This window comes from Caballeronia sp. DA-9 (genome assembly GCF_051615025.1).
Taxonomy (GTDB): domain Bacteria; phylum Pseudomonadota; class Gammaproteobacteria; order Burkholderiales; family Burkholderiaceae; genus Caballeronia; species Caballeronia sordidicola.
This window is the reverse complement of sequence record NZ_CP195133.1, coordinates 3,045,341-3,057,841: the sequence shown is the minus strand read 5'-3', so window position 1 is coordinate 3,057,841 and position 12,501 is coordinate 3,045,341. Positions and strand designations below refer to the sequence as shown.

The following is a 12,501-nucleotide window of genomic DNA, read 5'->3' as shown; positions in this document are numbered from 1 at the left end:
CGATAGATCAAAAGCGCGTCCCCGACAACTGCCGGTCGCGCGCGTCGTGCAGATCGGAACCCGCGCCGGTTTCCACCACCTGGCCGTAGTCGAGCTTGATGTAACGGTCCGCCAGATGGAAATACCGGTCGTCGTGCGTAATCACGATCACTGCTTTCCCGCGCGCTTTCAGGTCGGGAAGCAATTGCTTGTAGAACACGTCCTTGAACAACGGGTCCTGGTCGGCGGCCCATTCGTCGAACACGTAGAACGGACGGTCTTCCAGATAGGCTACCAGCAGCGCCAGGCGCTTGCGCTGACCTTGCGACAGATCGAGCGTGGAGAACGCCGAATCCTTCACGCTCACCTTGTGATCGAGCTGAAGGCGTTCGAGCCAGGCGCGGGCTTTGTTGTCGATGCCGTCGAGCTTCATGCCGAGCAGCGTATCGAACAGATGAAAGTCGTTGAAGACGACCGCGAAATGCTGGCGATACGCATCGCGTTCCTTCTCGCCAACCGGCTCGCCATTCAGCAGGATCTGGCCGCTTTCAGGTGCGTACAGACCCACGATGATCTTCGCGAGCGTGGTCTTGCCGCTGCCATTGCCGCCAATCAGATACACCAGTTCGCCCGGTTCAAAACGCAGATTCACCGGCCCCAGCGTGAAGACTTCGTTTTCCTTTTCGCGGAAATAGCTGTGCGTCACGCGATCGAGCACGATGCTCTCGAACGCATTCGCCGCGGGTCCTGTCATGGCCGTTTCAGTCGGCAGATCGGCGTTGACCTGCTCGATGCGCTCAAGCGCCACGCGCGCCGACCCAATGCTGGGAATCGCGGAAAGCAGCGCTTCGATTGGCATGATCATGTACAGGATGATCATGGCGTAGCCTGACATGACGTGTGTATCGACCGGGAACATGCGCGCGATCACAAACAGCGTCACGCCGATAAACGCAAACAGGATGAAGCTGCCCCAGCTCGCAGCCGCCGCGTACAGAACGTAACCGCGCGTGCGCTGGACGCGGACGGCTTCCACGTTGGTGGCGAGGGTTTCATCGATAAAAGCCTGCCTGCGTTTGCGGTGCAGCTTGAGTTCCTTGGCGCCGTCGAACAGTGCGCGGAAATGGCGGACCAGGTCGTCCTCGCGTTTTCTCGACGCGCGCAGATGGAACAACGCGCGCCCGTTCGCGAGCCGGAAGCCGATTGAGCCAATCGCAATCGTGACGGCAGCGAGCAGCAGGATTTTCCACGACAGATAACCAAGATAACCAAGGCAGCCGGCGATGACCGCGCCTTGCATCGTGAGCGACGGCATGCTCACAAAAAACATGACGATGGTGTCGAGATCCTGCGTCAGCACGGCAAGCGAACGCGACGCGCCCTGTTGTTCGAGATGCCGGAACGACGCCTCGCCAATCCGGTGGATCGTGCGCATGCGCAGCATGGCTTTCGCGCGCTGGCCGAGGTACATGAAGAGTGTCTGCGACAGCGTTCGCGTCACCAGCACGGCGATGCTCAACCCGAGGAATCGCCAGCCCAGTTCGGCAAGCCGCGCATTCGAAGCACCCAGCGCCTGGTTGATCAGCGCGACCAGCCCGGCGCTGCCGAATCCGCTCGCGAGGCTCGTCAGCAGTGCGAGCAGCAGAAGCCATCGCGACTGACGGGCGAGATTCAAGAGTAAAGACATGAAGCTCCTTGAGGACATATGCCGCGCGTTCTTTGACGCGCGATCGGTTGGTTGATGCGTGTTGCGCTTGATCGTGCTCAGTTTCTTTTCAGCATGACCAGGATCAGATACGAACCGCCGAGCACGGTGGCCACCACGCCCGCCGGCATTTCTTGCGGGAACAGGATCCATCGGCCAATCCAGTCGGACGCGACCATCAGAAGCGCGCCAATTCCCGCCGACATGAACAGCATGGACTGCGCGCGTTGCAGGCCGAGCATCCGCGCCATGTGCGGCGCCATCAATCCGACGAACGACAACGGGCCGATCACGAGCGTGGCAGCCGCGGTCATGACGGCGCTTGCCACGAGCAGCGACAGGCGCGCGACGCTGAGATCCACACCAAGACTGCGCGATGTCACCGCGCCCAGCGGCAGGATATCGAGCCATCGCCGCGCGAACGGTACGAGCGCGAGGGCGGCCAGCGCGACCACGGCGACCATTCCCGCGGCCGTTGCGCTGACGTTGTAGGTCGAGCCGGCGAGCAGGTTGTAAAGCACGATCACGCGGGGATCGTCGCTTGCCACGACGATCGTCGATATAGCCTGGAACGCCGCGCTGATTGCAATCCCGCCGAGCACGAGCGTATCGGGCGCGTAGTCCGATTTGCGCGCGAACAGCAGCAAGGCGGCCAGGGTTGCGACCGAGCCTGCCGCGCACCACAGCAGCAAAACCGGCAGTCCCGGATGAGCGTTCAGGAACAACGCGCCAATCAATCCGACCGCACCGCCCGACGTGATGCCGAGCAGGTCGGGACTCGCCATCGGATTGCCGGTCATGCGCTGCAACAGGCCTCCGGCGAGCGCCAGAACAATGCCTGTACTGAGTGCCGCGACCACGTGCGGGCCGCGAAGAAACATCAGCGCGACGATTTCCGATGGCCGCGCGGCATGCCACCCATCCAGGCCACGGCCGAGCGTCAGCGAACACCCGATGGCGAGGGCGAGCACAAGCATCATGACGATGAACATCGGAACAAGGCGGGCGCGTTTCGGGGTGCTTGACTGTATTGGCGAGGGGGAAAGGTCCGGGCGTCCGCGCAAACGCTTCATCAGGATCAGCAGCATTGGCGCGCCGAGCAAGGTCATCACCGCGCCCGCTGGAACCAGGACGCCGGTGAAGCTCGAGACGTGCTGCGTCATCTGGTCGGCGAGCCACAACAGCGACGCGCCGAGAACCGGCGACCACAGCATGCGGTCGCGCAGCCGCCGCGCGCCGGAAAGACGGGCGAGCATGGGCGCCCCCAGTCCAATAAAACCCAGCACGCCGACTGCGCTCACCACGAACGCGGTAATCAGCAGCGTCAGGGCAAGGACCGCGCCGCGCGTGGTGCGCAACGAGACGCCAAGGCTGCTGGCGACGGCGTCGCCGGCGTCGAAGGCGGCCATTGGACGCAGGAACAGGATCAGGATCGCCGTGCATGGCGCAAGCCGCAGCAATAATGCCTGCGCGACGTGCCAGTCATGCTGCGTGAGCACGCCGCCACCCCAGATCATCAAGCCCGAGAGCAAGTCGAAGTGGGCGATCGCCAGTGCAAAACTGAACGCGCTGCAGCACAGGTTGACAATCATGCCCGCGAGGATGAGCGCGAAAGGCGACAGGCCGCGCCGTGCCGCCAGCGCGAAGACGAAGCTCAGCGCGAGAGCCGCGCCGCCAAGCGCGACGGCATCGCGTCCGAAGGCGAGCCAGACGGGCGCATAAACCGTCGCCACCGATAACGCCAGATAAGCGCCGGAGAAGACGCCGAGGGTCATCGGTTCGGCGAGCGGGTTGCGCAACACTTGCTGGGTCGAGACGCCCGCCAATCCGAGCGCGGCGCCGCACAGCCAGATCACGCCGATGCGCGGCATGTCGCTGAAATGTACGAGAAGCTGGCGTAGATCCGTGGGTGACGGCGCGATCACAGCGTGCCACCAGAGCGACGCGGGCAGTCGTTCCTCAAGGCGCGCGATGGTGAGCAGGATCGCAATCAGCACGATGACGCCAGCCGTCAATGCCGGGGAACGATGCACGGAATGGCTGCGCACGGTCATGGCTTCGCTCATGTGCGCGTCCTTTCCAGACCGGCGAGCGCGCGGGCCAGGACATCGGCGAAACGGGTGGCCGAAAGCGTGCCACCGTCTGGTGGCACGCCCGGCAAGGCCAGCGTGCCGCCGGGTTTGGCAAATGGCATCGCTTTCCAGATCGGACTGGTCTTCATCATGCTGGACGCAGCGGGGCCGAGCGGTCCGAAATAGGCGAGCGTGGAGTCGGGCGCGGCATCGAGGTCTTCAATGCTCGTGGTCGAATATGCGGAATCCGCAGAGGCGCCACGCCCGCGCCACGCGTTATCAAGTCCGAGCTGCGCCAGCAGTTCCCCGTAGAAGCTGCGCGGACCGTACACGCGGACATGGGTTTCATCGATAAACCGCGTCAAGTAGAGCGGCCGTGCGCGCGTTGACGGCGTTGCTGCAATCGACTCGCGTGCGCGGGCGATCGCGGCGTCCGCGGTCTTGATTGCGTTTGCCGCAGCGCTTTCCCGCCTGAACAATTGGCCGAGCGCCAGCGTCTCGGTCTTCGCGGCGGAATAGGGCGCCGGACTTCCGTGGAATCGCCCGAAAGTGAGCGTCGGCGCGATGCGCTCAAGAGACGCGAGCAACGCCGTGTGCGCAGGCGTGACGAGGATCACATCCGGCTTCAACGCGAGCATCAGTTCGAGGTTTGGCTGGAACATCAACCCGAGGTCGACCACGCCGGCCGGAAGGTCGCACGCCGTGTACGCCTTGCGAAAGCCCTGCGGATTGGAGACGCCGGCCGGCACGATTCCCGCCGATAACAACAACTCGGTCAAACTCCAGTCGAGCACGACAATCCGCCTTGACGTCGGCGTCGGCATAGCCCCGGCCGCCGCACAGCACGACGAAGCCGCGGCCATCAGGCTCGCGGCTGCGAACGAGGTGAGCAAGGCGCGGCGCTTCATGCTGCCGCGCATCGAAAGCGGGTAATACGGATCACCATTGGTACTTCAGCCCCGCGAGGACGAGCCGCCCCTGGCCCCAGTTGCACGAACCCGCACTGCACGACGCCATGTAGTGGCGGTCGAGCAGGTTGCTTGCATTGAGCGACGCGGTCCATCCATGCAGGTTGAAGACGGAGCGACCGAGGTCGTAGCGCACCGCCAGATCGATCAACGTAGCCGATGACGTCAGCAATGAATTTGCGGTATCGCCATAAGACCCGCCTATGTAGCGCACGCCTGCGCCAAGCTGCAGACCGGCAAGCGGGCCGGCCGCCATCAGATAATCCGCCCACAGAGAGGCCGTGTTGCGCGGAATGCCGACCGGCACCTTGTCGAGATTGCTCGAGTTGCTCTTTGTGTTCAGCAAGTTCGTGTATGTGTAGCTCGCGATCAGTTGCAGGTTGTTGGTCAGACTCGCGTGGGCCTCGACTTCAAAGCCTTGCGAACGCACTTCGCCGGTCTGGACCTGGAAGTTCACGTTGACCGGATCGGTCGTCAGCACGTTTTGCTGCGTCAAGTGGAACGCCGATACCGTGACGAAACTGTTGTAGCCCTTCGGCTGGAATTTCACGCCGACTTCATATTGTTCGCCGGTAGTGGGATTGAACGATTGTCCGCTGAACGACGAACCGACCTGCGGCTGGAACGACTTCGAGTAGCTGGCGTAGGGCGCAATGCCGCTCTCGAACTGGTACACGCCACCGGCGCGCCAGGTGAATGCGCGGTTGAACTGGCTGGTCAACGCGCCGGTCTTGTAGGACTGGGCATCCTCGTTGGTCCAGTCCTCGCGCAGGCCGAGCAGCAGTGACCATCGGCCTATATCGAGTTGATCCTGCGCATAAGCGCCAAGCTGCTTGATCGACTGCTTGTTCGATGTGGCGAACATGATTGTCGGATACGGAATGGTCTGGCCGTACTGCGGATTGGTGATGTTGAGCGGCGGCGTGGTGTCGCCAAAGTCGCCAAGGAAAACGTGGTCGAACTGAATGTTCTGGTAATCGATACCCACCGTCGCCTGATGCGCGACCGGTCCCGTGTTGAAACGCGCGGTTGCCTGGTTGTCCACCGTGTGCGAGTTCACGCGGCCGCTGTTCATGTAGGTCTCGCGAGCGAGGGCGGTGCCGTTGTTGATGTAGCCGAGGTCGTCGGCGACGTATTGCACGGTCTCGCTGTTGTGAAGGAACCGGTAGCTTTGCTTGAACGACCACACGTCGTTCAGCCGATGATCGAGCTGGTATCCGATCGATTCCTGGGTCTTGCGGAAACTGTCGAAGCTCGGCTCGCCCGGATAAAAGCTGCGCGGCAGTTGCGCCACGCCGGTCTGGATCGTGCCGACGACCGGCACGAAGTTATAGATGCCCGCTTCCGGGTCGGCCTGATAGTTGGCGTACAGCGTAAAGGTCGTGTCCTTCGTCGGCTTCCACGTGATGCTCGGCGCAATGGCGAAACGTTGCTGGTTCACATAGTCCGTCTGCGTGCCCGTGTTGAATCCGTCGGCTGTCAGGCGGTAGAGGACCTTGCCGTCTTTATCCACGGGACCGCTGAAGTCGAAGAATCCTTGCAGACGTCCATAGCTGCCCGTCTGGATTCCAACCTCATGAAGCGGTTCGGCCGTCGGCATCTTGCTGACCAGATTCACGGTCCCGCCAGGCGAGCCCTGACCGTACAGCACAGACGCCGGCCCGTGAAGCAACTCGATGCGCTCGAACATATACGGATCGAAGCTCGTCACGTTATAGCCGAAGCCTCCGGCGGGGCCGGGCGTGCGCAGGCCGTTCCAGAATTCATCGACGAGAAAACCGCGCGCGTACAGATACTCGAGCGAATCCGTGTTCGTGCCGCGTTGCTCCGGATTGATGCCCGATGTATAGCGCAGCGCCTGAGCCACGCTCTGCACGTTCTGGATGTCCATCTGGTCGCGCGTCACCACCGAGATGTTTTGCGGCGTCTTGATCAGCGCGGTATCGGTCTTGGTTCCCGCCGTGCTCTGTGTCGCGACGTAACCCGAAACCGGCCCGGTGCCGGTTTGCGCTTCGCGCTTTTCCTGCACGACGACCGGCGGCAATTGCGGCGCGGCGGCGTTGGTTGCGTCGGACGCACTCGCGGCTGTGGCCGATGACTGCGCCCATCCCGCATTCGCGAACATCACCCCGGCTGCGATTGGCAACAGCCGCCATCCGGCCATGCTTCCCGCCCGCTTCTCAGTCACGCACTTCGCCCGCTTCATCTATCTGGTCCTTGTGAAATCGATGTTGATCGCAATCTGGGATGACTCAACAAACGCGATTGCGAATCATTTCTATTTTTGCTGGTAAAACTGCCTTGGTTCGTCGCAAAATAGGATAAGCGACGCAATCCCGAAAAGTATCGCCAAGAAGTTTCGCAAGACAGACAAATTTTGGCTGAAAAACGATGCAATTATTACCGGTCAATCCCATGCAACTGCAGCCTCCCGGCCGGGAAGAGCGACGGATGTCGCGTCCCGTTGTGGCCGCAAAACGCGATTACACCGATGGCGCCCGCGAACCGTGGCATTTGCACGAAGAGGCGCAATTCGTGTTCAGCGCGCATGGCGTGCTGCGTGTGGTGACGCCTATCGGGGTGTGGACACTCGGGCCGCAATTGGGCCTCTGGCTCGCGCCGGGTATTGCGCATGAGTTGCATGCGGTCGGCGACGTAACCATGCACAGTCTGTATTTCGAAGGCGATGCCGCGCCATGGACGAGCCCGGAGTGCCGCGTTCTCGCGGTTTCGCCGCTGTTACAGGCGCTGGTTGCCGCGATGGTCGAGGACCGGAGCACGCCGCACGAGAGCCGCGCAACGCTCATCACGCCGCTCCTGGTCAGCGAACTGAAGAACGCGCCGCTGGCCCACGGCGTCAAGCTGCCGTTGCCCGCTGACCGGCGCTTGCGTCAGATTTGCGAGCTGCTGATCGCAGACCCAGCGAACGCCGATTCATTGGGAACGTGGGGAGACAGGGTCGGGGCAAGCGAACGCACGCTCGCCCGGCTTTTCAAGGAAGAAACCGGGTTGACCTTTGGGCAATGGCGCCAGCAGTTACGGCTTGTGGAGGCCGTATCGCGGCTCGCTCAGGGGATGCCGGTCGCCACTATCGCGATGGAACTCGGCTACCAGAACGCGAGCGCCTTCATCACGATGTTCAAGAAGTCCATGGGCGAAACCCCCCAGCGCTATCTGAAATACTGAGCTCACCACGGGCTCACGCTTCCGGTGCATTGCCCTCGCGGCGCGGCGCCGGCAACGGGATGAACTCCGTTTCGCCAGGCACGTGCCCCATTCGCTGCTCGCTCCAGGCGGCTTTCGCGGCCGCGATTTTTTCCTTCGAACTCGAAACGAAATTCCACTCGATGAACCTGTGTCCGTCGAGCGGCGCGCCGCCCAGCAACATGGCGAGAGCGCCATTCGTGCTGCGCAGATCGGCTGAAAACCCGCTTTTCAGCACGGCCATCTGACCGGCAGGCAACGCGTCGCCGTTGATGGTGAGGTCGCCCTCCAGCAAATACACGCCGCGTTCTTCGTGCTCCGTGTCGAGCGTGACGGCGCTGTCCGGAGAAAATTCCGCCGCCACATACAGCGTTGGCGAGAACGTGGTGGTTGGCGCTGTTTCGCCAAACGCGCTGCCCGCAATCACCCGCAATTTCACGCCGTTGCGCTCGATTAACGGTAGAGCCGCCGCCGGATGATGCTCGAACGACGGCTCGACTTCTTCGTCCTTGACCGGCAAGCCGACCCAGGTCTGGATGCCGTGCATGGTCTGGCCGGCAGCGCGTTCCTCGTCCGGCGTGCGTTCCGAGTGCACGATACCGCGCCCCGCCGTCATCCAGTTCACGTCGCCCGGCGAGATTTTCTGCACGGAACCCACGCTGTCGCGGTGCATGATCGCGCCCTCGAACAAATAGGTCACCGTTGCAAGCCCGATGTGCGGATGCGGCCGGACGTCGAGTCCCACGCCGGGCACGAGCGTTGCGGGGCCGATATGGTCGAAGAAGATGAACGGTCCGACGGTGCGGACGGCCAGTGCGGGCAACACCCGCCGGACGATAAGGCCGCCAACGTCGTGCTGATGTGGCTTGAGAAACGCTTCGATTGTGGAAGACATGTGGGACGCCTGGTTGCGTATTTGGAACTGCAATTCTACTGGGCGCCGAGTTGAAGCATGCAAGCGTTATCCGGGCTATAGGCCATCAGGTCTATGGTTCGTCGTTGTGTCGATGATTTCCGCAATTCCCGAAGAAACACGCTACTTGACAGTCCCTTGCACACATTGGAGTCTCACAATGACCAAAAATACGCTTTTGATTGCCCTTACGGCTGGACTTCTTGCTGCCAGCAGCGCCACTTTCGCGCAAACATCGAGCGGCAACTCCACGGGCGCGGACACTTCCGGCGCAATGTCGCAAAGCACCGACGGCACGGCGGCACCGACGAAGAAACACCGTGCACAACGCCACGGCACCAACAAGTCGTCCAATGGTTTATCGGCTAACAAGAGCAAGACGCCGGCCGTTGAAACCGGCGCCAGCGCAGCGGTGGAGAACGGCCAGGGCAAGTAATTCCTGAGTCAAAAAGCTGAAAGCAAGCGCTTGTGCCGAACCCGGCACAAGCGCTTTTTCTTTGCGCGAAACGGTGTACTCACGCCTTGTCCGAATGGGTCATGACGTGAGTTTGTACAACGCGTTTGCAAAATCGTCCGCTAAAGTGTCGACTTGTCCGGTCGGATTTTCGCCGCGCCACACGCGGTGGATCGGATCCGGCAAGCACTGAATACAACTCACGGAGATGGCTGTGTCGCCCAAGGATTTGTTGTCCGCACTGATTGTGATTCTCGCCTGGGGCGTGAACTTCGTCGTGATCAAGGTTGGTTTGCACGGCGTTCCACCCATGCTTCTTGGCGCATTGCGATTCGCGCTCGTGGCTTTCCCGGCGGTATTTTTCATCAAGCGCCCGGCTGTCGGATTTTGGTGGGTGGTCGCATACGGTGCGACCATTTCCCTCGGTCAGTTCGTGCTGCTTTTCTACGCGATGTCCGTTGGCATGCCAGCCGGTCTCGCGTCGCTGGTGCTGCAGGCGCAAGCCTTCTTCACGCTGATCTTTGCCGCCGTGATCCTGGGCGAGAAAATTCGCGGGCCGAACGTTGCGGGCTTGTTGATTGCCGCGTTCGGGCTGGCCGTGATCGGCGTGCAGGCGGGTCACGCCATGACGGTCGCGGGATTTCTGCTGACGCTCGCGGCATCGGCAATGTGGGGCATGGGGAACGTCATCACCAAGCGCATGGGCAAGGTCGATTTGCTGTCGCTCGTCGTATGGGCGAGTCTTGTGCCGCCGCTGCCGTTCCTGGTTTTGTCGCTGATGATGGAAGGGCCCGCCCGCATTGAGGCGAGCCTGTCGGCCATTTCATTGACCTCGGTTTTCGCGATCGTATATCTGGCGTTTATCGCGACAATGCTCGGCTATACGTTGTGGGGAAAATTGCTTGGGCGTTATCCGGCAAGTCAGGTCGCACCGTTTTCGCTGCTCGTGCCCATTGTGGGACTGGCGTCGGCCGCGTTGCTGCTCGACGAAGGTCTCACGTCAATGCAGTTTCTGGGCGCGGTCCTTGTGATGGCCGGACTTTGTGTGAATGTGTTTGGCGGGTGGCTCACGCAGCGGTTGATGCCGGCGCGCTGAAGCGCCGGCATGCTTGTTACGTCATCCGGCTCTTCGCCAACGGCGGATTCGCGGCGAAATACCGCTTGATGCCTTTCATGATCGCGTTGGCCATCTTGTCGCGGTAGGCGTCGTCGTTCAGGCGCTGCTCCTCTTCCGGGTTACTGATAAACGCCGTCTCCACCAGAATGGATGGAATGTCCGGCGCCTTCAGCACGGCAAAACCGGCTTGCTCCACCGAGCCTTTGTGCAGCTTGTTGATGTCGCCGATCTCGTTGAGCACGAAGTTGCCGTAGCGCATGGAATCGCGGATCTGGGCGGTCGTGGACATATCGAATAACGCGCGGTTCACGCTTGCATCCTGCGTCGTCACGTTGATACCGCCAATGGAGTCCGACGCATTTTCCTTGTTTGCCATCCAGCGCGCCGCTGCGCTCGATGCGCCGTGATCCGACAACGCGAACACGGACGACCCGCGTGCCGAAGGCGTGGTGAACGCATCGGCGTGAATGGACACAAACAGGTCCGCGCCCACGCGACGTGCTTTCTGCACGCGCACGTTGAGCGGCACGAAGAAATCGTTGTCGCGCGTCATCATGGCGCGCATGTTGGGCTGGGCATCGATCTTGGCGCGCAGTTTCTTGGCAATGTCGAGCGCGATGTGCTTTTCGTATGTGCCGCCGCCGCCAATCGCGCCCGGATCTTCGCCGCCATGACCCGGGTCGATGGCCACCGTAAGCAGGCGCGTCGTACCGGCTTTGCCGCCTTTCGGATTGGCGAAGCCGTAGTCGTCGCTCGTGTCGTTATCGGATGAGTCGCCCTTTGCAATGGCCGTTGGCGGCGCGGGCTTGATCGTCGGGCGGGGCTTGGCGAGAGGCGCGGCGGGCGCAGCCGGCGCTCCCGCGGGCGCACGCGGCAAGTCGTCGGCCTGCGCATATTTCTGGAAAAACTCGTCGGTGTTGTCCGGCGCGTTGGACTTGGGCGCGGTCGCGGGACCAGCCAGGGTAGCGGGCGGCTGGGTCGGATTGGGGTTGCTCTGGTCAATAGCCTGCTGCTTGTGTTCGGACTGGGCGAGCAGATCCATGAGCGGATCAGGAGCGACCGCCGGATACAGATCGAAGACCAGCCGATACTTGTAGCTGCCAATAGGCGTCAGCGTGAACACCTGCGGTTTCACCGCGCCCTTCAGGTCGAACACCATGCGCACCACGTGCGGCTGATATTGTCCGATACGCACCGACTGGATCTGCGGATCGTTCGGCGTGATCTTCGAGACGAGGTCTTTCAGCGCCTGGTCGAGATCCAGTCCATTCAGGTCGACCACGAGCCGGTCCGGGCCTTGCAGCAGTTGCTGGTTGTTCTGCAGCGGTTGATCCGACTCGATCGTCACGCGCGTGTAATCGCGCGCCGGCCACACGCGCACGCCGAGCACAGAACTCGCATACGCGAGCTTGGGCCCGAGCAGCGCCAGCGCAATGGTCGAAGCCCCCGCGCGCAGCACTTGGCGGCGGCGCCAGTTGTGCGAAGCGGTGGCGGTCGATTCGATCGAATGAAAAGGCTTGATCAACAACTTTCGAGACATGACTTTCCTGTTTGGCTAAACGCGCGCGCGGTCAGCACGCGGCCTTCGCCTTCCTGTTCCAGCTTGAATTCGATATCCGGCACACCCAGCAATCCGCCTGCGCGCTGCGGCCATTCGATCAGGCAGACCGCGCCTGATTCGAAGTATTCGCGAAAGCCGGCATCGACCCATTCGGCTGGATCGGTGAAGCGATAAAGATCGAAGTGATACAGCTCGAGCGGACCGGCTTGCGTGGCTAGCGAATACGGTTCCACCAGCGTGTAAGTGGGACTTCGCACGCGGCCCGCATGACCCAGCGCGCGCAGCGTCGCGCGCACGAGCGTGGTTTTGCCCGCGCCCAGGTCACCGGTCAACTGGACCTGCAAACCGGGAAAACGTTCGCCAGGCACGTTGGGATTTGCGCCGCGAACCTTGAGAATGGCCTGCGCGAAGCAGCCACCAAACGCGAGCGTTGCGTCCTCGCCGGGCAGGTCGAAGCGGCGTTCGAGGAGCGCGGAGGGAGGATTTGCAATCGATCGAGTGAGGCTGTCGGGCATTCTCGTAAAATGT

Annotated in this window: 10 protein-coding genes; 3 read left to right on the top strand and 7 right to left on the bottom strand. The window is 62.0% G+C overall.

All coding sequences use genetic code 11. The annotated features are described in order from the left end of the window. Window positions 1-7: 7 nt before the first annotated feature. The 4 genes from ACRWA7_RS30135 to ACRWA7_RS30120 all read right to left on the bottom strand — a co-directional run bounded on the left by ACRWA7_RS30135 (window position 8) and on the right by ACRWA7_RS30120 (window position 6,930). Entirely contained in the window at window positions 8-1,666 is a 1,659-nt protein-coding gene (locus ACRWA7_RS30135; protein WP_438394253.1) for a cyclic peptide export ABC transporter, read from the bottom strand. 77 nt (window positions 1,667-1,743) lie between these two features. Next, window positions 1,744-3,750, bottom strand: coding sequence for a Fe(3+)-hydroxamate ABC transporter permease FhuB (gene fhuB, locus ACRWA7_RS30130; RefSeq protein WP_438394251.1), 2,007 nt, complete (start codon window positions 3,748-3,750; stop codon window positions 1,744-1,746). Continuing rightward, entirely contained in the window at window positions 3,747-4,664 is a 918-nt protein-coding gene (locus ACRWA7_RS30125) for an iron-siderophore ABC transporter substrate-binding protein (RefSeq protein ID WP_438394250.1), read from the bottom strand. The genes fhuB and ACRWA7_RS30125 overlap by 4 nt, the downstream gene beginning before the upstream one ends. Window positions 4,665-4,695: 31 nt before the next feature. Next, entirely contained in the window at window positions 4,696-6,930 is a 2,235-nt protein-coding gene (locus ACRWA7_RS30120) for a TonB-dependent siderophore receptor (protein ID WP_082850621.1), read from the bottom strand. Between the two features lie 245 nt (window positions 6,931-7,175). Here ACRWA7_RS30120 and ACRWA7_RS30115 point away from each other — a divergent pair, with 245 nt between their 5' ends. Beyond that, window positions 7,176-7,910 carry an AraC family transcriptional regulator gene (locus ACRWA7_RS30115; protein WP_063493277.1) on the top strand — a complete coding sequence of 245 codons (735 nt, stop codon included), beginning with the start codon at window positions 7,176-7,178 and terminating at the stop codon, window positions 7,908-7,910. Window positions 7,911-7,923: 13 nt separating this feature from the next. Here the strand turns inward: ACRWA7_RS30115 and ACRWA7_RS30110 are convergent, their stop codons facing one another. Further along, window positions 7,924-8,823 (bottom strand): pirin family protein, encoded by a 900-nt coding sequence (locus ACRWA7_RS30110; RefSeq protein WP_438394249.1) that lies wholly within the window; start codon window positions 8,821-8,823, stop codon window positions 7,924-7,926. Window positions 8,824-9,001: 178 nt separating this feature from the next. Between ACRWA7_RS30110 and ACRWA7_RS30105 the strand changes: the two genes are divergently transcribed. Next, window positions 9,002-9,277, top strand: a complete 276-nt coding sequence (locus tag ACRWA7_RS30105) for a hypothetical protein (protein WP_438394246.1) — start codon at window positions 9,002-9,004, stop codon at window positions 9,275-9,277. Between the two features lie 232 nt (window positions 9,278-9,509). Further along, the gene (locus ACRWA7_RS30100) at window positions 9,510-10,391 is read left to right on the top strand and encodes an EamA family transporter (protein WP_438394245.1); all 882 of its coding nucleotides are present in this window, start codon (window positions 9,510-9,512) and stop codon (window positions 10,389-10,391) included. Window positions 10,392-10,407: 16 nt separating this feature from the next. On the opposite strand, the gene ACRWA7_RS30095 is transcribed toward ACRWA7_RS30100, so the two are convergent. Then, window positions 10,408-11,952 (bottom strand): N-acetylmuramoyl-L-alanine amidase, encoded by a 1,545-nt coding sequence (locus ACRWA7_RS30095; RefSeq protein WP_438394243.1) that lies wholly within the window; start codon window positions 11,950-11,952, stop codon window positions 10,408-10,410. After that, window positions 11,934-12,488: a tRNA (adenosine(37)-N6)-threonylcarbamoyltransferase complex ATPase subunit type 1 TsaE gene (gene tsaE / locus ACRWA7_RS30090; RefSeq protein WP_060858045.1), complete on the bottom strand. Its 555-nt coding sequence runs from the start codon at window positions 12,486-12,488 to the stop codon at window positions 11,934-11,936. The genes ACRWA7_RS30095 and tsaE overlap by 19 nt, the downstream gene beginning before the upstream one ends. Window positions 12,489-12,501 lie beyond the last annotated feature (13 nt).

Bases quoted from the DNA above. Each gene is read 5' to 3' on its own strand.
- ACRWA7_RS30115 (WP_063493277.1), top strand. From the start codon at position 7,176: ATGTCGCGTCCCGTTGTGGCCGCAAAACGCGATTACACCGATGGCGCC.
- ACRWA7_RS30120 (WP_082850621.1), bottom strand. From the start codon at position 6,930: ATGAAGCGGGCGAAGTGCGTGACTGAGAAGCGGGCGGGAAGCATGGCC.
- tsaE (WP_060858045.1), bottom strand. From the start codon at position 12,488: ATGCCCGACAGCCTCACTCGATCGATTGCAAATCCTCCCTCCGCGCTC.
- ACRWA7_RS30095 (WP_438394243.1), bottom strand. From the start codon at position 11,952: ATGTCTCGAAAGTTGTTGATCAAGCCTTTTCATTCGATCGAATCGACC.
- fhuB (WP_438394251.1), bottom strand. From the start codon at position 3,750: ATGAGCGAAGCCATGACCGTGCGCAGCCATTCCGTGCATCGTTCCCCG.
- ACRWA7_RS30125 (WP_438394250.1), bottom strand. From the start codon at position 4,664: ATGAAGCGCCGCGCCTTGCTCACCTCGTTCGCAGCCGCGAGCCTGATG.
- ACRWA7_RS30135 (WP_438394253.1), bottom strand. From the start codon at position 1,666: ATGTCTTTACTCTTGAATCTCGCCCGTCAGTCGCGATGGCTTCTGCTG.
- ACRWA7_RS30110 (WP_438394249.1), bottom strand. From the start codon at position 8,823: ATGTCTTCCACAATCGAAGCGTTTCTCAAGCCACATCAGCACGACGTT.
- ACRWA7_RS30105 (WP_438394246.1), top strand. From the start codon at position 9,002: ATGACCAAAAATACGCTTTTGATTGCCCTTACGGCTGGACTTCTTGCT.